Raw genomic sequence first — 24,977 nt, forward strand, 5'->3', positions numbered from 1 at the left:
GCGCCGCCTGCCGCGGGGGCGGCCCGGCCGCCCCCGCGGTGTGATCAGCAGTACAGGTTGGCGCCCGCCGAGGTGCCCAGGATCTGCACGAACCGCTGGTAGGCGTCCACCCGGCTCTGCACCTGCGCCGGGTTCTTGCCGTCGCACTCCAGGGAGCCGTTGATGCTGCGGATCGTCTGCCCGAAGCCGGCGCTGTTGACCATCGCGTTGTGCGGCGTCATCGTGCCGGGGCCCGACTGCGTGTTCCAGTACCAGAGCCCGGTCTTCCAGGCGACGGAGGCGTCGGTCTGCACGAGGTTGGGGTTGTGGAGCAGGTCGATGCCCAGTGCGTCGCCCGCCGCCTTGTAGTTGAAGTTCCAGCTGAGCTGGATGGGGCCGCGTCCGTAGTAGGCGGACTGGCCCGCGGGGCAGCCGTAGGGCTGGCTCCAGTCGCAGTAGTGCGGGTAGTTGGCGGTGTTCTGTTCCACCACGTACACCAACCCGCCGGTCTCGTGGCTGACGTTGGCGAGGAAGGCCGCGGCCTCCTGCTTCTTGACCGTGTCGCTGCCGGTGTTGGCGAAGCCGGGGTACGAACTCAGTGCGGCCTTGAGACCGCTGTAGGTGTAGAACGAATTCCGGTTCGGGAACATCTGGTTGAACTGCGCTTCGCTGACGACGAAGCCGTCGGACGGATTGGTGGGGCCGTTGTCGCAGGCGTAGGGCTCCCAGTACCAGGTGCTGATGGTGGGGTCGTAGCCCGGGTTGTCGTGCTCGGCTATGTAGGCCTTGCCGTCGGTGTACCGGACGATGTTGCCGGTGACGTACGACTTGCCGGCGACCCAGTTCGGGTAGCTCGAACAGGATGCGGCGGAAGCGCCCGCGGCCGGCAGCAGCACCGGTGCGGCGGTTCCGACGACGAGGGCGGCCATGAGCGCGGAGAGGCGTCGCTTCGACACGGAATCAGATCCTTTGCGGCCAGGCCGCACCGGACGCAAGGCAGAGCCTTGTGCGCACGTGCCGAAGGACCGGTCACGGCGTCCGGGGCGGCCGCGGTGGGGGGTGTGGAGCCACACTCAACCGCTTTGGTCTGTACCAGTCAAGGGTGTAGACCAGTCAGATCTGACAACGTTGGCAGGGAACTGCCTTGAGCTGGACGGGTGTTGACGAAGTCGCATATGCACAGCGGAGCCGGTGTCACCGGCTCGGCATCGCCGAATCTCCCACTCAGGGACCGGTACGCAGTCGTGCGGCGTGGAGGCCCAATCCCGGAAGTCGGCGACGAAGAAGGCTCTCGTCAGGAGGATGTCGCCGGCACGCTGATCAGCGACGACTGTACAACTGCGCCCCGCCGGGGTTCTGAGGCCCGGATCCGCCGGAGGAGACCGTGTGTTGGGCCCGAGGGTCTGTGGGTGCGACGTCGGCCATGGGCGTGAATCCGTGTCGGAGTCGGCGCAGTGTTGTCCACGGAGGTCTTTCAGGCGTGCGCCGGGAGTCCCCGGCCACGGCCGGAGGGGGTGGGCGTCAAGCCGCGAGGGCGGGCATCAAGCCGCGAGGGTGGGCATCAAGCCGCGAGGGTGGGCGTCACGCTGCCCGGGAGGTGGCCGTCGGCACCTGCGTGTCCAAGGCGTCCTCGCCGTACAGGTGTCGGACCCAGTCGTTCTGGTAGACGGTCTCCAGGTATCGCTCACCCAGATCGGGTGCGATGGCCACCGCGGTCGGCTTCCGTCCCTCCTGCCGGGCGAGCCACTCCGTCGCACCACTGACCACCGTGCCGGTGGAACCCCCGAACAGGAAACCGCGCCCGGCCAGTCGGTGACAGGCCCGGATGGTGTCCGGCTCCGACACGTGCACCACGTCGTCGATGAGGGACTCGTCGAGAAGCTCGGGGCGCCGGCTCGTGCCCAGACCCGGGATCAGCCGCCGGGCCGGGGCGTTTCCGAAAGTCACCGAGCCGACGCTGTCGACGGCCACGATGCGCACGGGCCGGTGCCACTCACGGAACCAGCGCGCGCAGCCCATCAGCGTGCCGGTCGTTCCGGCGCCGACGAAGAGCACGTCCAGGTCGGGGAACTGCCGGGCGATGGCGGGGGCGGTCCGCCGGTAGTGGGCCAGACCGTTGCCGGGATTGGCGTACTGGTTGAGCCACACATGGCGTTCGTCGGAGGCGCACAGGGCGCGGACGTGGTCGATACGGGCGCCGAGAAATCCGGTGACGGGGTCGGGCTCGGTGATGACACGCACCTCCGCCCCCAGCGCCTCCATCGTCAGCCTGGTCGACAGGTTGCAGCGGGAGTCGGTCACGCAGACGAACCGGTAGCCCCTGCTGGCCGCGATCATGCTCAGCGCCACGCCGAGATTGCCCGAGGAGGACTCGACCAGGACGGAGTCCGGCGTCAGCAGACCGTCGCGTTCGGCGGCCTCGATCATTTCGGTGGCGGCCTTGAGTTTGATCGAGCCGGCGAAGTTGAAGCCCTCGCACTTGAGGAACAGCGGATGCCCGACCAGTCCCTCAAGATCGACATAGAGGTCGTCCTCGTTGAAATCCTGGGGAACGGATATGACGGGCATGGTCATCTCCTCGGCTGTGGGCGGAGCCCCTCCTGGCCATTGATTCCGTATCGGTCAGGGAAGAATCCGGTGGCGACTTCGACTCGGCGGGGCCTCTCCAGTACGCCTGAGTCCGGTTTTCAGGTCACGTCACAGAAATTCGGGGCTTGACGTCCGAGGCGTACACGCGTATGCGAGACGGCTGCTCCCCGGCGAAAGGCGAAGGGGGCGGCTGGAGCCGCTGCCCGAAGCCGCGTCGGCACCCACGCGGAGGGGTTCACGTCATTCAGCGAAGGGTGCCTCCGGGAAGAGAAGCCCCTGTCTGCGGTCTGCGGCGGCAATCGGTCACCGTGCGCACGGAGAATTGCACCTCGCGCACGGAGCGTAGGGAATGGGTGAAGGTGGCCGCCAAATAGCTCGCTTTATCAAGGTCAATATCGCCTGTCAAGATCCGACATTCAGGGGCGGGACAGAAATTGCCCGGCCGGGCCTACTGGAAAGGCGGGCGCGACGAATCCGCGCCAACCGATCGGCATTCGCCGAAACATCCCCAGGGAGCTCATGTGTCAGGGAAATCCGTCGAGACCTTGACGGCCGATCCGGCCGGTGTCGCGACCGTCCAGGACAGCGGTGACACCGGCCCGGCCGCCGCCACCGCGGTGCTGCTGGCCGAAGTGCTCGCGGGCGTCCTGCGCGTCGAGCAGGTGCCGGCCGACAGCCACTTCTTCCACGACCTGGGAGCCGACTCCCTGGTGATGGCCCAGTTCTGCGCACGGGTCCGGAAGCGGGCGGACCTGCCGACGGTGTCGATGAAGGACATCTACCGGCACCCCACCCTCCGGAGCCTGGCCACCGCGTCGGCCGACGTCACGCCGGCTCCCTTCTCTGCCCCGGTCTCACCCGCGCAGGCGTCGCCCGTGAATCCAGCGCAGGCGTCGGCCGTGGATACGGAGACGCCGGCTGCGCATACGGAGGCGCCGACCCCGCCGCAGGCGCCGACCGCCGCCCCCGCGCCGCCCGCGGCGAGGGGAGCGGCCGTCACACGGCGCTATGTCCTGTGCGGAGCACTGCAACTCCTGTTCTTCCTGGGGCACTCCTGCCTCGCCGCGCTCGTGGCCGTGGAGGGATACGAATGGATCTCCGCGGGGTCGGGTCTGCCCGACATCTATCTGCGGTCGGTCCTCGTCGCCGTCCTGACCTTCCTGGGCCTGTGTGCCGTCCCGATCGCGGCCAAATGGACGCTCGTCGGCCGATGGCGATCCGGCGCATTCCCCCTGTGGGGCATGGCCTATCTGCGTTTCTGGATCGTCAAGACCCTGATCCGCACCAGCCCGCTGCGCCTGTTCGTCGGTTCGCCGCTGTACGTGCTCTACCTCCGGGCCCTCGGCGCACGCATCGGCAAGGGCGTCACGATCCTCACTCGGTCGACACCCGTCTGTACCGACCTGCTCACCGTCGGGGACGGCACCGTCATCCGCAAGGACGTGCTCCTGTCCTGCTACCGCGCTCACGCCGGCGTGATCCAGACCGGTCCGGTGAGCCTCGGCAGCGACGTGCTCGTCAGCGAGCACACCGTGCTCGACATCGAGACCTCGATGGGCGACGGCACCCAGCTGGGCCATGCCTCCGCCCTGCACTCCGGCCAGGTGGTGCCCGCCGGTGAACGTTGGCACGGCTCGCCGGCGCAGCCCACCGACGTGGACTACCGGGCGGTCGACCCCACCGACCGCCCCACGACGAAGAGGACCACCTACGGAGTCCTGCAGCTACTGACTCTGCTGACGGTGTACCTGCCTCTCGCGCTCGGCGGCCTGAGCATCCTGTTCGCCGGTGCCCCACAAGTGCGTGAACTCCTCGCCCCTCAGCAAGCCGGCTTCACCAGCCCGGAGTTCTACATCTACGCACTGGTCATGTCCGTGGTCGTCTTCTTCGGTTCCCTGCTGACCGGTCTCGTCGCCGTGGGCCTCGTGCCGCGCCTGCTCAACCGCGCCATCAGGCCGGGCACGGTCTATCCGTTGTACGGATTCCACTACGGCATCCAGCGGGCGATCGAGCTGATCACCAACAGGAAGCTCTTCACCACGCTCTTCGGCGACAGTTCCGCCATCGTCCACTACCTGCGCTACCTCGGATACGACCTCTCCCAGGTGGAGCAGACCGGGTCGAACTTCGGCACCGAAGTACGGCACGACAACCCGTATCTGAGCTCCGTCGGCACCGGCACCATGATCGCCGACGGGCTGTCGATCATGAACATCGATCTCTCGAGCACATCCTTCCGCGTGTCCCGCACATCCATCGGGCCCCGCAACTTCCTCGGAAACCGCATCACCTACCCGTCGCAGGGCAGGACCGGCGACAACTGCCTGCTCGCCACGAAGGTCATGGTCCCCATCGACGGACCGGTCCGCGAAGGCGTGGGCCTGCTGGGCTCGCCCAGCTTCGAGATCCCGCGCACGGTGATGCGCGACAACCAGTTCGGCCACCTGCAGACCGGCGACGAGCTGCACCGCCGCCTGGCCGCCAAGAACAGGCACAACGCCGCGACCGCCGGCCTGTACCTGCTGGCGCGTTTCCTGCACTTCTTCGTGATCACCCTCATCACCATGGGCGCTGCCGATCTCTACCCCGTGCTCGGTGCGCCGGCCATCGCGCTGGCCGGCGTCGTCATCCTCGCGTTCACCGTCGTCCACTTCGCTCTGATCGAACGGGCTTCCACCGGATTCAAGGACCAGAAGCCGCTGTACTGCTCGATCTACGAGCCCTCCTTCTGGCGCCATGAACGCTTCTGGAAGATGGCCTCGGTCCACTACATCGAAGCCTTCAACGGCACCCCCTTCAAGAACGTGATCTGGCGGCTGCTGGGTGCCCGGATCGGCAAGCGGGTCTTCGACGACGGCTGCTTCTTCCCGGAGCGCACCCTCGTCAGCGTCGGCGACGACAGCATGCTGAACGCCGGGACCGTTATCCAGTGCCACTCGCAGGAGGACGGCGCCTTCAAGTCCGGTCGCAGCGCCCTCGGCAGCGGCTGCACCTTGGGCGTCGGAGCCTTCGTCCACTACGGCGTGACCGTCGGCGACGGCGCCGTACTCGCTCCCGACTCCTTCCTCATGAAGGGCGAGGAAGTCCCCGCCCACGCTCGGTGGGGAGGCAATCCGGCCCGGGAGATGCCGGACGGCCACCCCGGTCCCGAGGACCACCGACGGGCCGACACCCCTCTCTCCACCTCGGGCCGCGGCGACTGAACCCGTGCCCGCCGACACCGAACCGACGGAGACTCCGATGACAACGCAGGTGAACCACGGCCAGGCCGACCGCGACTACTGGCGCAGGGTTCTGACGTCCGGGAACCTCACCTCCCTCCCTCGCGGGGCCCTCGACCCGCGGACCGGAGTGGGGGAGTACGAGACACCCGTACCCGACGCCACGATGCGCGGACTGCGCAGGCTGGCGAGCGACTCGGCGGTGCCGCTCAGTGCGCTCCTGCTGGCAGCGCATGCCAAGGTGCTCGCGGCGCTGTCCGGCGAGCGGGAGATCACCACCGGCTACGTCGCCGCGAGAAGAGGCCCGGTGCCGTGCCGGCTCACCACCGGTCCCGTGAGCTGGCGCGAACTGCTGCACCACGCCCAGCACATCGTCGCGGACGTGCTGTCCCACCAGCAGGACGCGCCCGAGCACATCGACGCTCTGCGGGACGAACTGGGCCTGACCGGACCGCTGTTCGAGACCATTCTCGATCCGACCGCGATCGACGGTGACCTCGCCGAGGGCACCGTCCTGCGGGTGGGCGTCGGCCACCACGACGGCTGCCACGTCCTGCGTCTGCGCTACCGCACCGACGTGCTCGACGCCGCCGGCGCCGCCCGCGTCGCCGGCTATCACCTGACCGCGCTCGCGCTCCTGGTCGCCGACCCCGACGCCCGACACGCACACCAGTGTCTGCTGTCCGGCCAAGAACTGCGGTACCAGCTCGACGGACTGGCCGGACCGGAGCGCGAGTTGCCCGACGCGGCGGTGCACGAGCTGTTCGAGCAGCGGGTGCGAGAGCATCCGGACGTCGTCGCAGCCGTGCACGGCGACCGTCAGTGGACCTACACGGAGCTCAACACTCGCGCCAACCGGCTGGCACGCGCTCTGGTGGCCCGCGGGCTGACCAGGGAGGGCGTCGTCGCGGTGGTGACCGAACGCAACCTGGACTGGCTGGCCTCGGTGATCGCCGTCTTCAAGGCCGGCGGCGTCTACCTTCCCGTCGAGCCGCACTTCCCCGCCGAACGCATCGCCGCGACGCTCTCACGTGCCGAATGCCGCCTGGTGCTGACCGAACCCGGAAGCACCACCACGCTCGACCGGGCACTCGACACCCTGCCCGGGGTCGAGCGGGTCTTCGCCGAGGCGGCTTACGAAGAAGACCACGCCGACGACGATCCGGGCCTCCCCGTACGGCCCGACCAACTCGCCTACATCTACTTCACCTCAGGCTCGACCGGCGAGCCGAAAGGCGCGATGTGCGAACACGCGGGCATGCTCAACCACGTCTACGCCAAGATCGACGACCTCGAGATCGGCGAAGGGCAGGTGGTGGCCCAGACCGCACCGCAGTGCTTCGACATCTCCCTGTGGCAGCTGATCTCGGCACTGCTGGTCGGCGGCCGGACCCTGCTGGTCGAACAGGACGCCGTCCTCGACGTGCCGCGCTTCCTGGACACCATCGCCGACGGAGGGGTCACCGTCCTCCAGGTCGTACCGTCCTACCTCGAAGCGGTTCTGACCGAGCTCGAACAACGCCCGCGTACGCTGCCCTGCCTGCGGTACGTGTCCGTCACCGGAGAAGCACTGAAGCGGGAGCTCGCCGAACGCTGGTTCATCGCCCAGCCCGGGATCGCACTGGTCAACGCGTACGGGCTCACCGAGACCTCGGACGACACCAACCACGAGGTCATGCGCGAAGCGCCGGACCGGACCCTCCTGGGCCCTCCGGTGAACAACGTGCGCGTGTACGTCGTCGACGAACACCTCGCACCGGTACCCCTGGGCGCCCCGGGCCTGATCGCCTTCTCCGGGCCGTGTGTCGGCCGCGGCTACATCAACGACCCCGAACGCACCCGAGCGGCCTACCTGGCCGATCCGTACCGGGCAGACACCCGGCTCTACCTCGGCGGCGACCACGGCCGCTGGCACCCTTCGGGGAAGCTGGAGTTCCTCGGCCGCCGCGACGCCCAGGTCAAGATCCGCGGATTCCGGATCGAGATCGGCGAGATCGAGAACACCCTGCTCCGCGTCCCCGGCGTGCACGACGGCGCGGTGGTGGTGACCGAACGCGCCGACCGGAGCAAGCACTTGGTCGCCTTCTACTCCGGTCCGCAGCTCCTCGACACCACAACCCTGACCGACCGGCTGGGCGAGTCACTGCCCGCCTACATGGTCCCCTCGGCCTTTCACTGGCGCCGAGCCCTTCCCCTGACAGCCAACAGCAAGATCGACAAGAAGGCGCTCGAGGCGCTCGCCGCGGACCTCGCCGCCACCGACGAGGATCAGGAGTCACCTGTCACACCGACCGAGCGGCGGCTGGCGGCGGCCTGGGCGCAGGTCCTGCGGGTCCTGCACGAGCGGATCGGACGCCGCGATCATTTCTTCGACCGCGGCGGCACGTCCCTGTCCGCGGTGAAGCTGGCCATCGCCCTGGACCGCGTGGTGTCCCACAAGGACGTCACCGCACACCCGATCCTCACGGACCTCGCCGCCGTGGTGGACGAGCGCAGCCCACACCGGGCATCCGAAGCCGTGGCCTCGGTCTGATCACGCTGCCGCGCCTGGGACTCTGTGGCCGCGTCCGGCTCGCCTCCGTCTGCTGGTGAACTTCTCCGGCGGTCACGCCCGACGGAACCGGAGCCGTGCGGACAACGTCTGTCCGGCTACAAGATCGCCGGCAGGACGAGGAGCATTCGATGAGCGGCACGGCCACCCGGTACCTCTACCTCGTCCGTCACGGCGAGGCCTCCTCGGAGGAGAGCGGGTTGACGGAAGCGGGCCGCGAGCAGGCCACCCTGCTCGGCCGCCGGCTGCGGGACGTTCCCCTCGCCGCCGTTCATCATGGCCCCCTGGCGCGGGCGGAGGAGACGGCACGGCTCATCGGCGATGAGCTGAGCGACGTCTCGCTCCATTCCTCCGAGATCGCGGGCGACTACGTCCCCTACATGCCCGTCAGGGACGAACTCCCGCCGGAGCACGCCGACTTCTTCCTCCGCTTCCTCGAAGGCGCCACCGCCGAGGAACGCGAGCGCGGGCCCGTTCTGGCCCGTCAGGCGCTCGACCGGTTCACAGGACCGGTGGACGGCGACGAGCCCCGGCACGAACTGGTCGTGACCCACAACTTCCTCATCGCCTGGCTCGTGAGGGAGGCCATGTATGCGCCCAAGTGGCGCTGGCTCGGCCTCAACCACGCCAACGCCGCCCTGACGGTCATCCGCTACGCGGCGGACCGGCCCGCCTCGCTGCTCGTCTCCAACGACATGCGTCATCTGCCCACCGAGCTCAGGTGGACCGGTTTCCCTGCCGAGTCGCACGTCTGACGCGACGAGCTCGCGCGGCGTGCAGGGGGTCGTCGGCGACCGTGTGACCTCGGACGGCCGGTCCGCGTGGCTTGGTCCTTCCCCGTGCGCGCGATCGGTGCCTCATACCCGTCCGTCCAGCGTGGCCAGCACCTCCGCGCAGATGGCCAGAGCCGTCTCGGCCGGGGTGCGGGCTCCCAGGTCGAGGCCGATCGGTCCGTGGATGCGGTCGAGGTGTTCCGCGCCGAGGCCGGCTTTGGTCAGTCCCGCGGCACGGCGGGCCTGGGTGCGGCGCGAGCCCAGCGCACCCACGTAGGGGACGCCGGTGGTGAGCGCCGCGGACAGGACCGGGACATCGACATCCGGTTCATGGCTGAGGACGACCAGGCAGGCGGCGGCCGGGCGCTCGGCGAGCAGGCCGACGGTCTCCCGCGCGCCGGCCTCCACCGTGGCGTCCCAGCCCAGCAGACGCGCCTGCGCGACCAGCAGGTCGGCGAGCTCGCCCCCTCCGACGATGACGAGATGGGGTACGGCCGGGAAGGTCTCGATGAGGACGAGTCCTTGGTCGGCGTACTGGGTGTCGCGGCCGGCCCTGCGGCGGGCGAGCAGCTCCCGTGCGCGATCCACCGCCTGCGCCGGCCCGTCCGTGCCCGGGGCCTCGGGTGTGGTCACCGTGCTGGCGGCCATGGTCCGGCTGTCGTCCACTCGGGTGATGAGCGCCGCGTCGGCACCCTCGGCCAGCAGGTCCCACCAACGGGCGGGAACGGCGTCGAGGGGTTGCAGCAGGATCTCGGCCTGCCCACCGCACGTCAGACCGGCTCGCTTCACACCGTCGTCGTGGACGGACACCGTCCGCACGCCCGCGGTGTGCCCCGCGGGAAGGGCAGTGGCTTCCGCCGCCAAGTACTCGTCGAAGGCGCCGCGGTACAGCGTGCCGTGGCACCGGCCGTCCTCGTCGATCAGGAGCGCGTCCGCGGGGTGCCGGGGGCCGAAGCCCTGCTCGGCGAGGGGACGGGCAAGGACGCCTGTCCGGCCTTGGGTCGCCCACTGACGTGCGGTGTCGGCCAGTTCACGCATGATCGCGGCCTTCCTCGTGCCGGGGGTCGGCGCCGCGGAATCGCCTGGTGGATGTGGGCGCCATGTCCCGGATTCTAGTGAGGCCCCCGGCGCCGCAGCGAGTACCGGCGCCACGAGCCTCCGCTTCGGGCCCCTGCCGCGCGACGGGCGGACGCCTGCGCCGCACGCGAGGGACAGTGGCACGACCGACCGGCGCGAAGGCCAGGTGGCCGGGCCGCCCGGCTGGAGCCGGTCACCCGCCGTGCAGCCAGATCCGCAGCGGGCCGATCGGTTCGAAGCCGTGTCGCACGGCGGACGCCAGGTCGTCGCCGTGCTCGTAGCCGACCACCGGCAGGGTGGGAAACAGGTGGTGCACCCCGCCCAGTACGCCCGGCCAGGCACTGTCAGGGTCGCCGTCCACCGCGAAGACGTTGGAGACGCCGACGACCTCGTCGCTTCGGCTCGCGACGGCTCCGGCGACCACACGGCCGTCGGCCGAGCGTCCGGCGAGCATGAACGTGCCCGGATCGGCGAGCAGTTCGGGCCGGAAGAGGCCTGCGTTGCCCTCGCCGCGATCCCACGCCAGCGCCCAGGCGCGCAGCGTGTCCGGGGCGTCCGCCACATCCCATACGAGATCCGACGCGATGGCGGGCGCACCCGCCGGGCGGTGGATCCACTGGGCCTCGAACAGGACATGGAAGCCGGCCCCTGTCAGATCGAGGCAGGCGAAGCTGTCCTTGACGGAGGCGCCGGTCGCGGCCGTGTCGATCCGGCCCGTCAACGCGGCCGGGTCGGTGTCCGGAAGCAGCGTCACCGCATCGGGGTAGTACAGCGGAGTGCGGGCCGGAGCGGTCCAGGCGTGCTGCCCGAACTCGCTTGTCAGGCCGTGCGATCGGCTCACCGCCGCGCACCACTCGGCGTTGTTGCGGGCGGCGGCCCGGACCAGCAGGTGCTTCACTGTCGTCCACTTCACTGTCGTCTGCTTCGGTGTCGTCACGAACGGTGAATCATGGGGGCCCTGAGGGCGCTGCTCAAGTGGTTTGCGTCCTTCGCCGTGCGCTCTGCCCCGTCACGACGCGGCGAGAGCGTCTCGCCAGGCGGGGCTGTCGACGTAGTGGTTGTCATAACGCTCCGAGGACTCCGCGATCTCCTTCGGGTCGCGCTCGCCGCGCATCACGCTGCCGAGCAGCCGCAGGTAGTCGAAGCGGGCCATGCCGGGCGTGAAGGTGAACAGCACGTCTGCGGTGCAGCCGGGAGCCGCGGCGAACGCGTGCGGGGTGTGCGGGGGCACGGCGAGGAAGTCGCCGGCGTCGAGGATCGTGATGTCGTCGCCCACCAGGACCTGAAGGGATCCACTGATCACGAAGAAGAGCTCCGTGGCCTTGGTGTGGAAGTGGGCAGGAGCGCCGACGGCTCCCTCGGTGAACGTGGAGCGGTACGTCGTGAACCCGCCGCCCGGCCCGTCGGCGTCGGCCAGCAGGGTCATCACACTGCTGGGGTCGGCGGAGGTCTCGGCCTTTGCGGCGCGAGTGAGAAGGGCCGGGAATTCGACGTTCTTGCTGTTCATGGTGGTGTCCCCTTCGGCTGTGCAGCGGGTGCGCCGTCGTTGTGATCACCACTGTATGAAGCCGAAAGACCCACCGGAGAGTGCAATTCAGTGCGGGAAACACCGGTCAATTCCCCACCCTCGGGCAGGGGCGTTCCGCCGCGGCGACCCGCCGCCTGTCAGTCTGCGTGCGGGCGGCGACCGTAGGCCGTGTGGCGTCGCGTCGGGGAGCGGCTCGTGACGTCGGCCGGCCCCGCCTCCCGGTCCTGACCGGGAGGCGGGGCCGAGGCGGCTGTGTCCGTCGCGGCCCACGATGGAGCCGCGGACGCCGACGTCAGGAGGCGCAGGGGCGCGACGGCGTCGCTGCCTGCCTCACCTGGGCAGCAGGTCCTCAGACAGTGCCGCAGTCGGAGACGATGATCTCCTTGGAGGTGGCGCCGGAACGGCTGCCGAGCGCCTCGATCGCCTTGACCACGTCCATGCCCTCGACGACCTCGCCGAACACGACGTGCTTGCCGTCCAGCCAGCTGGTGACGATGGTGGTGACGAAGAACTGCGAGCCGTTGGTGTTCGGGCCGGCGTTGGCCATGGACAGCAGGCCCGGCTTGGTGTGCTTGAGCTTGAAGTTCTCGTCGGCGAACTTCTCACCGTAGATGCTCTTGCCGCCGGTGCCGTTCTGGTTGGTGAAGTCACCGCCCTGGAGCATGAAGTCCGGGATGACCCGGTGGAACGGGGAGCCCTTGTAGCCGTAGCCGTGCTTGCCGGTGGCCAGCTCACGGAAGTTCTGCGCGGTCTTCGGGACGACGTCGTCGAAGAGCTTGAACTCGATACGGCCGAGCGGCTCGCCGTCAGCGGTGACCTCGAAAAAGACGTTCTGGCTCATTGCTCTGCTCCTGTGGAATCGAATGGATGCCCCGAGCATATGAGGCCGGGGCGCCGGGTGCGTAAGCGGCACGATCACACGCCGCCCTGGTCACCCGGACCGAGACCCGGCCGGCCGGGACCGAGCCCCGGATTCAGCCGCGTCCCGGGTACCGTCTCCGCGGACCCGCGGATCGCACTTCGCCGCCGGGAATGTCAGTCGACGGCCATCTCGCCGAGCAGCGACCAGTCGTCCTGCGGGATGTTCATGTTCACAATGCGCGGTGTCGCGGCCAGGTGGGGCGGCAGGGTCTGCTGCGCGGCCTTGAAATGGGCGGACTGGACGTGGGCGGCGCCGGCCTCGTCGTCGCGGAACGCCTCGACCAGCACGTACTCCGTCGGATCCTCGACACTCCTGGACCAGTCGAAGAACTGACAGCCGGGCTCCGCGCGGGTGGCTGCCGTGAAATCGGCGACGATCTCCGGCCACCGGTCCGCGTCTTCGGGGCGGACACGGAATTTGGCGGTGATGAAGATCATAAGGGCTCCTTGTGTACGTGGTGAGTCGTCCTCCGGCGCCGGCCGCCGGTGAACGCCGGGGAAAACGTACGCCGAGTGCGGGGCGCCGTGCAGTCGACCGGGCCGAGGCGTGGGCGACCGGGTTCCCCCGCGGGCGCGAAAAGGCTCACGCCCAGCCGCTCCTGAGGGGGTGAATCTCCACGCATCCTATGGACAGGCCATCCGGTACAGGGTCTGTGCCCCCGCGCTTCAGGCCTGCGCACTCGGTGCAGTCCGGGGTGGACACCGCGGATTAGGCTGCTGCCCTGAACAGCGGGGGGAGACGCGTGGTGAGTCAGTACTTCGAGGTGGACGGCCGGACCCTGTGGAACCCTTCCAATGGCGCGGCCCGGCTGTTCCTGCGGCAGGTGTCCGTATTCGAAGCCGAACTGGAACTGCCGTCCGGCATCGGCCCGATGGAATCCGACGAGTCCCGGATCGACCCCGTCACCTTCCAGATGTTCGTGGCCGCCCTGCTGGCACAGCACCGCAGGACGAGCCACGGCGTCATGAACGCACTGTCCGAAGGATTCGTCGCCACGATGCTCGTCCTCGCCGAGCGCGCAGACCTGGAGATCGACTGGGAAACGGACGACCGGGCCATGGACGACGACCGGTCCGATGTCCAAGTCCCGTCAGTCTTCGCTCCGGTCGGCGATGAGGCGTGGGCGGCCGCTCTTCGGGACCGCTCACGCGAGCTGGGCCGTTTCATGGCGTGCTGATCACTGGCGCGGGACGGGCCCGCTCGGCGTCCTGAGACGAGCCGCGTGTTCTAGTCGACCGGCGTCGCCGACAGATGCTGGTCGGCGGCCCACGAGGCGAGGATGCGCAGCCCGTCGTGCGTGGGGGTGCCGACTTCGGCGGTCCAGATGATCAGTTGCTGGTCGGGGTCGGTGCTGGCCGTCAACGTGTCCCAGTCCAGCGCGAGTTCCCCGGCGACCGGGTGGTGGAGGATCTTCGTGCCGACACCGAGGGTGGCGACGTGGTGGGCGGCCCACCACGTGCGGAAGTCCGGGTCCCGTACGGACAGTTCACCGACGAGTGCCGTCAGCCGGGGATCGTCGGGGTATTTCACGGCCTCCATGCGCAGTTGGGCTACGCAGGTACGGGCGACGGTCTCCCAGTCCGCGTAGAGCGACCGCATCGCCGGGTCCACGAAGAGCAGCCGCAGGTAATTCCGGTGCTTTTCCGGGATTCTTCCGAAGTCCGTGACGAGTGCCGCGGCCAGCGAATTCCACGCGATGACGTCCATACGGCGCCCCATCACGATGGCAGGCGTCGTGCTGAGGTCGTCCAGGAGGCGCCGCAGTTGCGGCTGGACCTTCTGGCGGGCCCGGCGCCGCGGACGGGCGCTCGCCCTTCCGGCCAGTCCGAAGAGATAGTCCCGCTGGTCGTCGTCGAGGCGCAGGGCCTGGGCCAGAGCGTCCAGGACGCCGCCGGGCGCGGAGAGCCGGCCCTGTTCCAGGCGGGTGTAGTAGTCGGTGGAGATCGATGCGAGCTGCGCCACCTCCTCCCGGCGCAGGCCCGGAACCCGGCGCGTCCCGGCGCCGTCGGGCAGACCGACGGCGCGTGGGCTGAGCTCGGCGCGGCGGGTCTTCAGGAAGTCGCCCAGCTCGGTGAGGCGTGCGTCGGGACTCATGCCTCCAGTCTGTCACCGCTCGTGCCACCTCTGAGGGGGAGAGTTTCTTCCCAGGATGTCTCCTGCCCAGGAAGGAACTCTCCTCTTTGCGGCACCCATGCGGCGGTGCGAGCCTGAAAATCGCGGCACTGAGATTCGTTCGCATCAAATGCGGAACGTTTACCGGCGCCGCGAGAAACAGAAAGGAAGTGGGTTGTGCCGGAGAATGAATCGGCAGCGCAGAAGGCCCTCGGCGGCCTCGCGCCGAAAATGGTGGAGCTCACCGACGACGTCCTGTTCGGCGACGTGTGGGAGCGGCCGGACCTCTCGCCCCGGGACCGCAGCCTCGTCACGGTGACGACCCTGGCCGCGCTCTATCGCACCGAGCAGCTCGGCTTCCACCTGAAGCTGGCGCTGGACAACGGTCTGAGCCGCGAGGAACTCGCCGAGGCGCTGACCCACCTCGCGTTCTACGCCGGATGGCCCAGCGCCATGAGCGCGCTCGGCCGGCTGAAGGACATCACCGGCAGCTCGGACGGGCCGACCGCCTGACTCCTGCCGCGCTGCCCGGCAGGCGCGTGAGGCGCCCGTGGCAGCGCCCGGCACCATGCGGCAGCCGCCCGCGATCGCACCCCGGCACCCCATGCCGGGCGCCGAGTACCAAGTACCAAGAAGGACAAGGAAACCAATGGAATTCGTCAAGCCCAAGCCGACCACGAAGGCTCCGGGGGAGTGGTTCACCGGAGACGTGTGGTTCGACGTGATCCACGCCGGTCAGGAGCCGTCGAGGCTGCGCGCCAACATGGTGCGGTTCTCCCCGGGAGCGCGAACGGCATGGCACCACCACGCCGTGGGGCAGACCCTGCACGTCGTCGAGGGCGTCGCCCTGATCGGCACGCGCGACGGCACGGTGTTCGAAGCGCACCCCGGCGAGACGGTGACCTGCCCGCCCGGTGAGGAGCACTGGCACGGCGCGACACCCGAACGTTTCATGCAGCACCTGGCCATGTGGGAGGGCCCGGGCGACGACCGGCCGGAGACCACCTGGCTGGAGAAGGTCACCGACGAGCAGTACAGCAGGCCGCGCACCCGCCACCACTGACCCCCGGTTGTCCGGCGGACCCATTTCTTGATCACCATCCCCCCACGAAAGCGAGACGTCCCCATGAGGGCAACGTTCATGCACAAGGCCGGCGACGTCCGCGTCGAGGACGCGCCGGACCCGGTCGTCGAGCACCCCACCGACGCGGTGGTGCGCATCGTCCGCTCCTGCGTGTGCGGCAGCGACCTGCACCCGTACCACTCCCTGTCGGCCGCCGACGGACCCGCGCCCATGGGCCACGAGTTCCTCGGCGTCGTCGAGGAACTCGGCTCGGAGGTGTCCGGCCTCAGCCGCGGCGATCTGGTGCTCTCCCCGTTCGCCTTCGCGGACAACACCTGTGAGTACTGCCGTGAGGGCCTGCACACCTCCTGCCCGAAGGGCGGCTTCTACGGCGCCGGCGGTGTCGGCGGCGCCCAGGCCGAGGCCATTCGCGTACCGCAGGCGCAGGGCACGCTGGTGAAGCTGCCCGCGGGCGTCGACGCGTCGCTGCTGCCGTCGCTGCTGACGCTGGCCGACGTCTACGGAACCGGCTACCACGCCGCCCACCAAGCCCGCGTCGAGCCGGGTGACTCGGTCACCGTCATCGGCGACGGCGCGGTCGGTCTGCTCGCGGTCCTCTCCGCCAAGCAGCTGGGCGCGGAGCGGATCGTCCTGATGGGCCGCCACCAGGCCCGTACCGATCTGGGCCGCGCGTTCGGCGCCACCGACGTGATCGCCGAACGCGGAGAGGAAGGCATCGCCAAGGTCCGCGACCTCACCGGCGGCCACGGCACGCGTGCCGTGCTGGAGGCGGTGGGGCACATGCCCGCCTACGAAATGGCCGTCGGCGTGGTGCGCCCCGGAGGTGTGATCAGCCGGGTCGGAGTCCCGCAGTACGAGGACGCACCCGTCGGGTTCGGCAGCCTCTTCGGCCCGAACGTCACCCTGAACGGCGGCCCGGCACCCGTGCGCGCGTACATGGACACACTGCTGCCGGCCGTCCTGGACGGCACCGTCGATCCCGGCCGGGTCTTCGACCGCGCCGTCTCCCTGGAGCAGACGCCGGAGGGCTACCGGGCGATGGACCAGCGCGAGGCGCTGAAGGTCATGATCACGTTCTGAGGCGCCGGGTGGTCGGAGGGGTGGGCAGGATCGCAGCGACCTGTCCACCCCCTCAGCGGGCGATGCGGTGCTTTCGTCCGCCGCGCCGGATGCGCAGGGCGGCGTAGACGAGGTCGGCGAGCAGGACGACGGCACCGATGATCAGCAGGTAGAAGAGGCCGTGCACGGCGAATCCGATGATGCCGAGGACAAGGGCCACGAGAATCAGGAAAAGAAACCAGCTCATCAGCTCTCCTGGCGCGTTCCGGCGGGTCAGCGGCGGGCGAGGCGGCGTTCGCCGCCGGTGCCCGGTGCGTAGTCGAGTTCGTAGTGCGCGAAGACCTTCGGCTCGTCGGGTGCGGGCAGTTCGCCGTCGGTGTCGATCGCTGGGGCTTTCCTGACCAGGTCCTTGGCGTAGGTGACCGTCAGATAGCCCGGACCGACGGTCGCGCCTGGGAGCGGCACGAACACCAGTCGGCGGCGGGTGGGCAGGCCGACGGTCACCGTGGCGAAGAACGGCTTGTCCGTCGCGGTGTCGACGTACACCGATTCCAGGACCCCGATCTTGTGACCGCCGGGATCCCTCACGTCATGACCGCGCCACTCGCGGATGTCGGCTGCCTCGAACATCGTGAACCTCCGCAGACTGGAGTACCCCTGAACGCTTTTCTGAAGCGCTCCGTGGCCATGGTTGCCCAGAAACGATCAAATGCCGCCGACAACTCACCGGGGCACCGGATCGAACGGTGCGGATGTCGGAACGTCGGCATGTCGGAATGTCTGCCACGGAGCATCCCGCCGCGTTACAGGCCGAAAGGGTCGCCCTCGATGAGGACGAGCGGTCCGAGGGCGATGGGGTCCGGGGGAGAGGACGATTCTCTGTCGGTTGAGCGCATCGAACACGTCGCGAAGAAACTGGACTTGGAAGGTGTCCAGGACGGCCGTCGGTCCCGGCCGCGGCCGGGACCGCGCGGGACGGCCGGCGGTCATTCACCGCCCGCGTCCCCCTTGGCGGGCACGCACCGCCAGGCGAGCGCGGCGGCCGTCAGGTAGGCGAGAGCACCGATGCCCATGCTGACGCGCAGGCCGGTGCCGTAGTCGCTGCTGGTGGCCAGCAGACTGCCTCCGAGTGCCACACCGGTGGCGCTGCCGATCTGCCGGGTGGTGTTGAACAGTCCGGAGGCGGCTCCCGCGTAGGCCGCCGGCGCCGAGCCCATCACGGTGGCGGTGGATCCGGTGAGCGCGAAGGACGTGCCGAACCCGGCGGCCATCATCGGGGCCACCAACAGCGCGTAGGCGGGATCGACCCCGGCCGCGGCCCAGCCGGCCAGGCCCAGGGCGCCCAGGAGCATGCCGGTGACCACCAGCGGGCGATCGCCGGTACGGCGGGACAGGCGGCCGGAGAGGACGGAGGCGAACATGGTCATCGCCACCGCCGGGAACAGCGCCAGTCCGGTTTCCAGGGCGCTGAAGCCACGCTGGTGCTGGAAGTACAGGCTGGCGGTGAACACCATGCCGTAGAAGCCGAAGTTGAACAGCAGACCGATGGCGGCGGCGCCGCTCATGGTGCGTGAGCGCAGCAGGCGCAGCGGAAGGGCGGGGCGCCGTGCGAGCCACTCACGCACCACGAACGCCGCCCCGGCCGGCACGGCCAGTCCGAGCGCGGCGAGGACGGCGGGATCCGACCAGCCGCGCCGCCCGGCCTCGTTCAGCGCGGTGGTCAGCAGGGCCACCGCGGCCACCACCGCGCACTGGGCCGGCCAGTCCAGTGCCCGGTCGGCGCGCCGGGGGGACGGCGCGACATGACGCAGCGTCAGGATCAGGCAGATCACGCCGACGGGCAGGTTGATGAGGAAGACCCACCGCCAGCCCACCGTGGACACCAACAGCCCGCCCAGCAGTGGTCCGGCGGAGGCCGCGACACCTGCCATCGATCCCCACAGCCCGAAGGCGCGCGAGCGTGCCGCCGGCGCCGGATACGCCTGCTGGAGCAGGGCGAGGGAGCCGGGGACGATCAGTGCCGCGCCCAGTCCCTCCACGAGACGCGCCACGACGAGGAAGGCGGTGCCCGGCGCGAAGGCGCACGCGGCCGAGGCCAGCGTGAAGACCACCACGCCCGCACAGAAGACGCGCCGGTTGCCCAGCCGGTCACCGAGCGCGCCGCCGGTCATCAGGAACCCCGCGAAGACCAGGGTGTATCCGTCCGTGATCCACTGGATGCCGGTGAGCGAGGCCGACAGGTCCCGGCCCACCACGGGCACCGCCACGTTGATGATGGTGACGTCCAGGATGACCATGAAGTACCCGGCGCACACCGCCAGCAGCGGTGCCGTGGAGCGTTGCGCGGCCGTGGCGTCGGGGCCAGGAGGTCCGGGCTCGCCGCCACTGACCGATGCCGCGAAGGGCACGTCGCCGACTCCGTCCTGTCCGCGGGCATCCGACCAGGTCAGCATGCTAGGGCGAGTATGACGGCGAGTCGACGACCTACGGCTCTTCCGGCACCTCGGTGTCGGAGGTGGCTCTCGGCAGGCGGGTGTTGATCCGGCGCGGCCGGTCGGCCGGGACCCGTTTCTTGATCAGCGGGGAACTGGCCGGGGTGCAGGGCGCTGACCGCGGGGCGCCCGAGATGGCCTCCGGTGCGGGGCCGCAGTCACCCCTCCGCAGCCCGGCTAGCCCTCCACGAACGTGACCGTCTCGTCGAGCGGCGCCCGGCCGGTACGGGTGTAGCCCACCGTGCCGTCCTCGTACCCGATGGACATGCCGCAGAACAGCATGAGGGCGTCGGGGGGCGACAGGACCTCCGCCACGGTCTTGCGATACACCGACCACGCCATCTGCGGGCAACTGTGCACCCCTTCGGCGCGGAGCAGCAGCATGACGGTCTGCAGATACATGCCGACGTCGGACCACTGGGGCCGCCCCAGGTCACGGTCGATGTAGCAGAACAGGGCGGCGGGCGCGCCGAAGCATTCCCAGTTCGCGGACGCGGCCCGCTGGCGCGCCTCCCAGTCCTCGTGTGCGATTCCTAGTGCGCTGTAGCGCTCATGGCCGAAGGCGGATCGGCGCTCGCGGTACGGGGACTTCAGCGTGGCAGGGTACATCTCGTACTCCCGCTCGTCCCACGGGTCGCCTGCGGCCACGCGCTCGCCCGCGCGCCGCTTGAGCTCGGCCAGCGGCGCGCCGGTCAGCACGTACGCGTGCCAGGGCTGGAGGTTCGATCCGGACGGTGCCCAGGCCGCGGCGGACAGCACGCGCTCCAGCACCTCCCTCGGGACCTGCCGGTCGGTGAACCCGCGGACCGCCCGTCGGCTCGTGACCGCCTCATAGACGTCCAAGACCGTCTGCCTCCCGTCCGCTCGCCGTGTCCGCGGGTCCGAAGGGGAGCCGACGGTTCAGGAGAGCCAGTCGGTGTAGCGGGTGGGGGCGATGCGGGCATCCTTGTCGGTGAGGACGTCGCCCTCGACGGCCGCGAACATGCCGGCGGTGGGGTCGGTGACGACGGTGCGCTTGTCGCCCTTGTGGGACAGGGTGATCCGGCCCAGTTCGTCGAGGTGGAAGATCTCGGGGCCACCGACGTTGCGAATGCCGTTCAGCGGGGCGCCCGCGGCGACTTCCGCCACCGCCTCGGCCACGTCCTTGGCGGCGATCGGCTGGATGGGTGTGGCGGGCAGGCGGACGGTGTCGTCGTCGGAGGTCCAGGACAGGACGGCGTCCATGAACTCCATGAACTGGGTCGCGCGGACGATCGAGTAGGGGACCGACCCAGCCGCGAGGAGCTGCTCCTGGAGAGCCTTGGCCCGGTAGTAGTCCAGCGCCGGCACCTGGTCCACGCCGACGATCGAGAGGATGACGAAGTGGCCGACGCCGCCCTTCCGGGCCGCGGCCAGGAGGTTGTCCATCGAGGTCTGGAAGAAGGCGGGGGAGGCTTCGTCGAAGGTCGGGGAGTTCGTCAGGTTGACGACGACGTCGGCTCCGGCCACCGCCTCGTCCAGCCCCTGACCGGTGAGTACGTCGATTCCGGTGGACTTCGAATGGGGTACCGCCTCGTGCCCGGCGGCGTTCAGATCCTTGACGACCTGTGACCCGATGAGCCCCGTACCGCCGATGACCGCGACCTTCATGACACACCTTTCGTCGAAGGATATGTCTGCAATATGGCATATGGGGCACCGTGTCGGCGCGGCAAAGAGTGGCGCCCTGATCGGTGAGGGGTGCGCTGTCATGACGCCCCGCTTCAGGTGGAGCCGTCGTGGTGGCGGTCATGGCCTGACTCTGTCGTGCGGTGGGGCGGGTGCCGATTCAAGCAAAACGAATGTTCGTCTTGACGTCGCGATGATCGATGTCGCAGGATGGGGAACGCAAAAACGAATGATCGTTCTCGGAAAGGGAGGAGGCGACATGGGTCCTGTACAGACCGGGGGGTCGGCGATGACCGCGTACCGGGTTCCGCGGGACGCCGGGGCGCCGGCCGTGACCGGCCCGGTGCCGTCCGGCACCGTGGCGTTCGTGCTCCAGGGCGGAGGCAGCCTGTGCGCGGCGCAGGTCGGCATGTTGCGAGCGCTCACGCGGGCGGGGATCAGGCCCGATCTCGTGGTGGGCTCCTCGGCCGGCGCGCTCAACGGCGTCGCCTTCGCCGCCGATCCGAGCATCGAGGGCATCGACCGGCTGGAAGCGCTGTGGCTGGGCCTCCGGCGACGGCATGTCGCACCGATATCGCTTCGGACCCTCGTCCGCGCAGTGGCGGGCCGGGGAGAGGCGGCGGTCTCCAGTACGCCTCTGCGGCAGATGTTGCGGGCCGTCATCGGCGTCGGCCGGCTCGAGGAGACCGTGGTGCCGGTGCACGCGGTGGCGACCGACTTCGAGACCGGCGCGCCGGTCGTGCTGTCCCGGGGCGACGCCGTTTCGGCGCTGCTCGCCTCGGCGGCCTTCCCCGGCCTCTACGCCCCGGTACGCCTGGGGGAGCGCCGGCTCATCGACGGCGGTGTGTCGGCGGACGTGCCCGTGCTGCAGGCCGAATCGCTCGGCGCGACCACCATCTACGTACTTCCGGCGGCAGTCACGCGACAGGCCGGCCATGGGCCCGGAGCCCTGTGCGTTGCCTTCCGGGCACTGGAACAGATTCTGGTCGAGCGAGAGCGGCGGGACCTCGCCGCCGTCCGTGGGTCGGTTCTCCGGCTGCCCGCGGCCACCACCCGCGTCGCGAGCGTGATCGACTTCCGCGACACCCCGCGGCTGATCGAGGCCGGTTGCCGGCTGACCGAGGGCTGGCTCACCCGGCAGCCCGCGGCCGCGGCGTGAGGACGCCCGATGGTCGACCTGGCCTCCCCCGCGCCCCCTTTGGCCCCGAATCCCTCGCGAACACCGGGCGGGCGTGCGCTGCCACGGTGGTGGGTGGAGTTGTTGCTGCTGGGGCTGCTGTACGCGGTCTACGAGATCACTCGCGGGATGCAGCGGGGCTGGAGCACCACCGCGGACCGCAACGGCCGAAGCATCCAGAGCTGGGAAGACGCCGTGCATCTGGCGCCGGAGCAGTCGCTCAACGAGGCACTGCACCACGTTCCGGTCCTGGCCGTCCTCGCCGCGTACTTCTACGCCACCCTGCACTACGTCGTCACGCCCGCCGTACTCATCTGGCTCTACCGCAGGCAGCCCGCGCACTACCGCAGGGCCCGCACCTGGCTCGCCACGGTCACCCTGAGCGCGCTCGTCGGATTCTGGCGCTTCCCTGCCACACCGCCCCGGCTGCTTCCCCAGGCGGGGATCCACGACACCGTGGCCGATGTCGAGCAGTGGGGGTGGTGGAGCGGACAGACCAGCGCGCCGCACGGGCTGGGCGGCCTCGTCAACCAGTACGCGGCCATGCCGTCCCTCCATGTCGGCTGGGCCGTGTGGTCGGGCTGGCTCCTCTTCCGGCACGCCCGCCGCGGGTCGCTGAGGGGGTTCGGTCTCGCCTACCCGTTCCTCACGACGCTGGTCGTCGTCGCGACGGGCAACCACTACCTCGCGGACGCCGTCGCGGGAGCCCTCCTCATCGTGCTCTTCGGTGCGCTCGCAGGCCGCGTCCACCTCGGCGGACACGTCTTCGGGCGGACGTCCCGGGCCCGCCCGGCCACGCATGTCCCGCGCGACACCGACGCCACTTCCAGAGCGCACCGCCCAAGTCCCCACGCGAAGCGTCCCCCAGGTGACTCACCATGACCCATTTCGTTCCACCCCAGTCGCCACCCCCGGACGACGGAGACACCCCGAGCATCGGGTCCCGGCCACCGGGGGCGCGACCGGGCAACGGCAACCGTGTGCCCGGCAGTTGGATGCGCAGTCAGCGTCGCGGCCATGGGCCTTCACATCTGCCGTTGCACCTGGTGGAGGCCTTCCTCATCGGTCATGATTCCGGAGGGCCGACCGGGGGGCTCCTGCGCTTTCGGACGGCCGAAGCCGACCGCCCCGGCCGTGCACGGCCGTCCTGGTGGCGCCGCCCCGAACTGGGACATCAACTCGCGGGATCCAGGGGGGAAGTGCGGCTCTTCCGCAACGATCTCTCCGACGGGACCGGTGTCCGACCGGCCCCGATCGCCATCCTCACCCTCAACGGCATCACCGACGCCGCCACCCTGGTCCGGCTGAACATCGGCGGCTCGTACCTCTCCATCACGGGGAAGGGAGCCGGACGAGTCGCAGCCGTCGACGTGGACATACGGTTCTCGGCCGGCTTGTGGGGGCTGCTCGTCCCGGAGCACACGCGATGCCGGGTGCACCTGGAAGGTCCGGCCCACCTGATACCCGACTGGCCGATGCAACGATGAGCAACTCGCAACAGGCCGGGGCGGATCGCGAACAAGATCCAGGCGGGGAAGCGGACGTCCTGGACGGACATGCCTGCCCGAGGGACGAGTTCATCCCTCGGGCGCGCTTGCGTCGACGGACCGTGCTGACCGCGGGCGTCATGGTGGTCGTGCTCGGTACGGAATCCGTGCTGGTGGCGCCCTACGCGCGTCGTGCGGCGGGCCAGTTGGCCCATGTCCGGCCGATGTGGCTCCTGTTGGCCCTCGGTGCCGAGATGGCTTCCATGATGGCGTTCGCCCGCCTGCAACGACTGGCACTGGGAACCGGCGGTCTGCGCGTCGCGCTCGGCTCCGCCGTCGCCACGGTGTTCGGCGGGAACGCCCTCGGCGCCACCTTGCCCGGCGGAAGCCTGGTGTCGATCACCTACCGGACACGCCGCATGCGCTCCTGGGGCGCCAGCGTGCCGCAGATCGGCTTCACTCATGCGGCCACCGGCGTTCTGAGCACGATCGCACTCGTCGTACTGGCCGGGGCGGGCAAGACCCTCGCGGGGGACGGCTCGCAGCTTGCCCGGATCGCCGTCCACGTCGGGGTGATCTGCGCGCTCACGAGCGCCGCACTGGTTCTGATCCACCACGCGGCTGTGCTGCGCCGTCCCGTCAACGCCCTTCTCCGGTTGTGGCGCAGAGTGCGACGCGGCTCGGTGGGCGACGCGTCGGCAGAGGGCCTGCTCGACGAACTGGCCGCGATGCACCCGCCGGCCCGATTCTGGGTGCGAGGATTCGGCTTCGCCCTGCTCAACTGGACCTGCGACTGCCTGTGTCTGCTCGCCGTGTGTCACGCGGTGGGCGCGCGGCCCGCGTTGGGGACGGTCCTGCTGGCCTACACCGCCGGGGTCGCCGCCGCGTCGGCCATGCCGCTGCTGCCCGCGGGGATCGGTGCCCTCGACGCGGCCCTGGTGCTCGCTCTGCATCACGGCGGGGTGGCCAGCGGAACCGCCGCGGCCGCCGATCTCCTCTACCGGACGATCACCCCCGGGCTGGTCGGCGTCGCGGGATGGGTCCTGCTGTTGCGGCAGCGCCGACGGTCGGCCCGTGGTGAGAGGTCGTGCGACAGCGCCTGCACCGTGCCGACGGCCCCGTCCACGAGCCCCACGGCGAGCTTGGCCGGCTGGAGGAGGTAGCCGGGTCGGATTCACCCAGCTCGGCACGGGTGTGCCTGAAGAAAAACGAACATTCGTCTTGACGTTTCCCTGACCGTCGAGCCATGCTGGCTCGGCAAAAAAGAATGATTATTCGC

At 69.8% G+C, this 24,977-nt stretch carries 24 protein-coding genes; 11 read left to right on the top strand and 13 right to left on the bottom strand.

The genetic code is table 11. The features are described from left to right. Positions 1-44: 44 nt before the first annotated feature. Positions 45-935: a glycoside hydrolase family 19 protein gene (locus tag ABEB03_RS20675; RefSeq protein ID WP_345651083.1), complete on the bottom strand. Its 891-nt coding sequence runs from the start codon at positions 933-935 to the stop codon at positions 45-47. Positions 936-1,560: 625 nt separating this feature from the next. Continuing rightward, complete coding sequence (gene sbnA, locus ABEB03_RS20680; protein WP_345651088.1) at positions 1,561-2,547, bottom strand: 2,3-diaminopropionate biosynthesis protein SbnA; 987 nt, start codon at positions 2,545-2,547, stop codon at positions 1,561-1,563. Positions 2,548-3,089: 542 nt separating this feature from the next. Between sbnA and ABEB03_RS20685 the strand changes: the two genes are divergently transcribed. The 3 genes from ABEB03_RS20685 to ABEB03_RS20695 all read left to right on the top strand — a co-directional run bounded on the left by ABEB03_RS20685 (position 3,090) and on the right by ABEB03_RS20695 (position 9,095). After that, positions 3,090-5,771: a Pls/PosA family non-ribosomal peptide synthetase gene (locus tag ABEB03_RS20685; RefSeq protein WP_425589277.1), complete on the top strand. Its 2,682-nt coding sequence runs from the start codon at positions 3,090-3,092 to the stop codon at positions 5,769-5,771. Positions 5,772-5,808: 37 nt separating this feature from the next. Further along, positions 5,809-8,322, top strand: a complete 2,514-nt coding sequence (locus ABEB03_RS20690) for a non-ribosomal peptide synthetase (RefSeq protein WP_345651092.1) — start codon at positions 5,809-5,811, stop codon at positions 8,320-8,322. Between the two features lie 149 nt (positions 8,323-8,471). Further along, positions 8,472-9,095, top strand: coding sequence for a histidine phosphatase family protein (locus ABEB03_RS20695; RefSeq protein WP_345651095.1), 624 nt, complete (start codon positions 8,472-8,474; stop codon positions 9,093-9,095). 102 nt (positions 9,096-9,197) lie between these two features. Here ABEB03_RS20695 and ABEB03_RS20700 read toward each other — a convergent pair whose 3' ends face one another. The 5 genes from ABEB03_RS20700 to ABEB03_RS20720 all read right to left on the bottom strand — a co-directional run bounded on the left by ABEB03_RS20700 (position 9,198) and on the right by ABEB03_RS20720 (position 13,077). Further along, the gene (locus ABEB03_RS20700; RefSeq protein WP_345651097.1) at positions 9,198-10,151 is read right to left on the bottom strand and encodes an XdhC family protein; all 954 of its coding nucleotides are present in this window, start codon (positions 10,149-10,151) and stop codon (positions 9,198-9,200) included. 232 nt (positions 10,152-10,383) lie between these two features. Continuing rightward, entirely contained in the window at positions 10,384-11,127 is a 744-nt protein-coding gene (locus ABEB03_RS20705) for a hypothetical protein (RefSeq protein ID WP_345651100.1), read from the bottom strand. Between the two features lie 72 nt (positions 11,128-11,199). Continuing rightward, positions 11,200-11,697, bottom strand: a complete 498-nt coding sequence (locus ABEB03_RS20710) for a cupin domain-containing protein (RefSeq protein ID WP_345651103.1) — start codon at positions 11,695-11,697, stop codon at positions 11,200-11,202. Positions 11,698-12,067: 370 nt separating this feature from the next. Then, positions 12,068-12,559, bottom strand: coding sequence for a peptidylprolyl isomerase (locus ABEB03_RS20715; protein ID WP_345651106.1), 492 nt, complete (start codon positions 12,557-12,559; stop codon positions 12,068-12,070). Positions 12,560-12,753: 194 nt separating this feature from the next. Further along, positions 12,754-13,077: a putative quinol monooxygenase gene (locus tag ABEB03_RS20720; protein ID WP_345651109.1), complete on the bottom strand. Its 324-nt coding sequence runs from the start codon at positions 13,075-13,077 to the stop codon at positions 12,754-12,756. Positions 13,078-13,385: 308 nt separating this feature from the next. On the opposite strand from ABEB03_RS20720, the gene ABEB03_RS20725 reads away from it, so the two are divergent. After that, positions 13,386-13,817, top strand: coding sequence for a DUF6086 family protein (locus tag ABEB03_RS20725; protein WP_345651112.1), 432 nt, complete (start codon positions 13,386-13,388; stop codon positions 13,815-13,817). 50 nt (positions 13,818-13,867) lie between these two features. Here the strand turns inward: ABEB03_RS20725 and ABEB03_RS20730 are convergent, their stop codons facing one another. Then, a complete protein-coding gene (locus tag ABEB03_RS20730) occupies positions 13,868-14,734 on the bottom strand; it encodes a helix-turn-helix transcriptional regulator (RefSeq protein WP_345651115.1) in 867 nt (288 codons plus the stop codon). 249 nt (positions 14,735-14,983) lie between these two features. On the opposite strand from ABEB03_RS20730, the gene ABEB03_RS20735 reads away from it, so the two are divergent. From ABEB03_RS20735 to ABEB03_RS20745, 3 genes are all read left to right on the top strand, one after another. Then, on the top strand, positions 14,984-15,265 hold the full coding sequence (locus ABEB03_RS20735) for a carboxymuconolactone decarboxylase family protein (RefSeq protein WP_425589286.1): 282 nt from the start codon (positions 14,984-14,986) through the stop codon (positions 15,263-15,265). A gap of 136 nt (positions 15,266-15,401) precedes the next feature. After that, entirely contained in the window at positions 15,402-15,815 is a 414-nt protein-coding gene (locus ABEB03_RS20740) for a (R)-mandelonitrile lyase (RefSeq protein ID WP_345651122.1), read from the top strand. A gap of 63 nt (positions 15,816-15,878) precedes the next feature. After that, complete coding sequence (locus ABEB03_RS20745) at positions 15,879-16,916, top strand: alcohol dehydrogenase catalytic domain-containing protein (RefSeq protein ID WP_345651127.1); 1,038 nt, start codon at positions 15,879-15,881, stop codon at positions 16,914-16,916. Between the two features lie 52 nt (positions 16,917-16,968). On the opposite strand, the gene ABEB03_RS20750 is transcribed toward ABEB03_RS20745, so the two are convergent. The 5 genes from ABEB03_RS20750 to ABEB03_RS20770 form a co-directional block, all read right to left on the bottom strand. After that, a complete protein-coding gene (locus ABEB03_RS20750; RefSeq protein ID WP_345651132.1) occupies positions 16,969-17,142 on the bottom strand; it encodes a hypothetical protein in 174 nt (57 codons plus the stop codon). A 26-nt stretch (positions 17,143-17,168) separates the two neighbouring features. Next, entirely contained in the window at positions 17,169-17,525 is a 357-nt protein-coding gene (locus ABEB03_RS20755) for a PRC-barrel domain-containing protein (protein ID WP_345651135.1), read from the bottom strand. Between the two features lie 356 nt (positions 17,526-17,881). Then, on the bottom strand, positions 17,882-19,348 hold the full coding sequence (locus tag ABEB03_RS20760) for an MFS transporter (RefSeq protein ID WP_345651137.1): 1,467 nt from the start codon (positions 19,346-19,348) through the stop codon (positions 17,882-17,884). A 216-nt stretch (positions 19,349-19,564) separates the two neighbouring features. Then, the gene (locus ABEB03_RS20765) at positions 19,565-20,230 is read right to left on the bottom strand and encodes a nitroreductase (RefSeq protein ID WP_345651140.1); all 666 of its coding nucleotides are present in this window, start codon (positions 20,228-20,230) and stop codon (positions 19,565-19,567) included. A gap of 57 nt (positions 20,231-20,287) precedes the next feature. After that, entirely contained in the window at positions 20,288-21,016 is a 729-nt protein-coding gene (locus tag ABEB03_RS20770) for an SDR family oxidoreductase (RefSeq protein ID WP_345651142.1), read from the bottom strand. Positions 21,017-21,293: 277 nt separating this feature from the next. Here ABEB03_RS20770 and ABEB03_RS20775 point away from each other — a divergent pair, with 277 nt between their 5' ends. From ABEB03_RS20775 to ABEB03_RS20790, 4 genes are all read left to right on the top strand, one after another. Beyond that, a complete protein-coding gene (locus tag ABEB03_RS20775) occupies positions 21,294-22,193 on the top strand; it encodes a patatin-like phospholipase family protein (RefSeq protein ID WP_345651145.1) in 900 nt (299 codons plus the stop codon). Positions 22,194-22,286: 93 nt separating this feature from the next. Beyond that, positions 22,287-23,093, top strand: a complete 807-nt coding sequence (locus ABEB03_RS20780; protein WP_345651148.1) for a phosphatase PAP2 family protein — start codon at positions 22,287-22,289, stop codon at positions 23,091-23,093. Positions 23,094-23,410: 317 nt separating this feature from the next. After that, positions 23,411-23,698 (top strand): hypothetical protein, encoded by a 288-nt coding sequence (locus tag ABEB03_RS20785; RefSeq protein ID WP_345651150.1) that lies wholly within the window; start codon positions 23,411-23,413, stop codon positions 23,696-23,698. Between the two features lie 107 nt (positions 23,699-23,805). Next, positions 23,806-24,861: a lysylphosphatidylglycerol synthase transmembrane domain-containing protein gene (locus tag ABEB03_RS20790; RefSeq protein WP_345651153.1), complete on the top strand. Its 1,056-nt coding sequence runs from the start codon at positions 23,806-23,808 to the stop codon at positions 24,859-24,861. Positions 24,862-24,977: the final 116 nt, after the last annotated feature.

Origin of the sequence: Streptomyces siamensis, from assembly GCF_039543605.1 — a bacterium.
In the GTDB taxonomy this organism is placed as follows: domain Bacteria; phylum Actinomycetota; class Actinomycetes; order Streptomycetales; family Streptomycetaceae; genus Streptomyces; species Streptomyces siamensis.

Bases quoted from the DNA above. Each gene is read 5' to 3' on its own strand.
- ABEB03_RS20730 (WP_345651115.1), bottom strand. From the start codon at position 14,734: ATGAGTCCCGACGCACGCCTCACCGAGCTGGGCGACTTCCTGAAGACC.
- ABEB03_RS20775 (WP_345651145.1), top strand. From the start codon at position 21,294: ATGGGTCCTGTACAGACCGGGGGGTCGGCGATGACCGCGTACCGGGTT.
- ABEB03_RS20760 (WP_345651137.1), bottom strand. From the start codon at position 19,348: ATGCTGACCTGGTCGGATGCCCGCGGACAGGACGGAGTCGGCGACGTG.
- ABEB03_RS20710 (WP_345651103.1), bottom strand. From the start codon at position 11,697: ATGAACAGCAAGAACGTCGAATTCCCGGCCCTTCTCACTCGCGCCGCA.
- ABEB03_RS20750 (WP_345651132.1), bottom strand. From the start codon at position 17,142: ATGAGCTGGTTTCTTTTCCTGATTCTCGTGGCCCTTGTCCTCGGCATC.
- ABEB03_RS20770 (WP_345651142.1), bottom strand. From the start codon at position 21,016: ATGAAGGTCGCGGTCATCGGCGGTACGGGGCTCATCGGGTCACAGGTC.
- ABEB03_RS20735 (WP_425589286.1), top strand. From the start codon at position 14,984: ATGGTGGAGCTCACCGACGACGTCCTGTTCGGCGACGTGTGGGAGCGG.
- ABEB03_RS20700 (WP_345651097.1), bottom strand. From the start codon at position 10,151: ATGCGTGAACTGGCCGACACCGCACGTCAGTGGGCGACCCAAGGCCGG.
- ABEB03_RS20740 (WP_345651122.1), top strand. From the start codon at position 15,402: ATGGAATTCGTCAAGCCCAAGCCGACCACGAAGGCTCCGGGGGAGTGG.
- ABEB03_RS20715 (WP_345651106.1), bottom strand. From the start codon at position 12,559: ATGAGCCAGAACGTCTTTTTCGAGGTCACCGCTGACGGCGAGCCGCTC.
- ABEB03_RS20745 (WP_345651127.1), top strand. From the start codon at position 15,879: ATGAGGGCAACGTTCATGCACAAGGCCGGCGACGTCCGCGTCGAGGAC.
- ABEB03_RS20720 (WP_345651109.1), bottom strand. From the start codon at position 13,077: ATGATCTTCATCACCGCCAAATTCCGTGTCCGCCCCGAAGACGCGGAC.
- sbnA (WP_345651088.1), bottom strand. From the start codon at position 2,547: ATGCCCGTCATATCCGTTCCCCAGGATTTCAACGAGGACGACCTCTAT.
- ABEB03_RS20755 (WP_345651135.1), bottom strand. From the start codon at position 17,525: ATGTTCGAGGCAGCCGACATCCGCGAGTGGCGCGGTCATGACGTGAGG.
- ABEB03_RS20690 (WP_345651092.1), top strand. From the start codon at position 5,809: ATGACAACGCAGGTGAACCACGGCCAGGCCGACCGCGACTACTGGCGC.
- ABEB03_RS20695 (WP_345651095.1), top strand. From the start codon at position 8,472: ATGAGCGGCACGGCCACCCGGTACCTCTACCTCGTCCGTCACGGCGAG.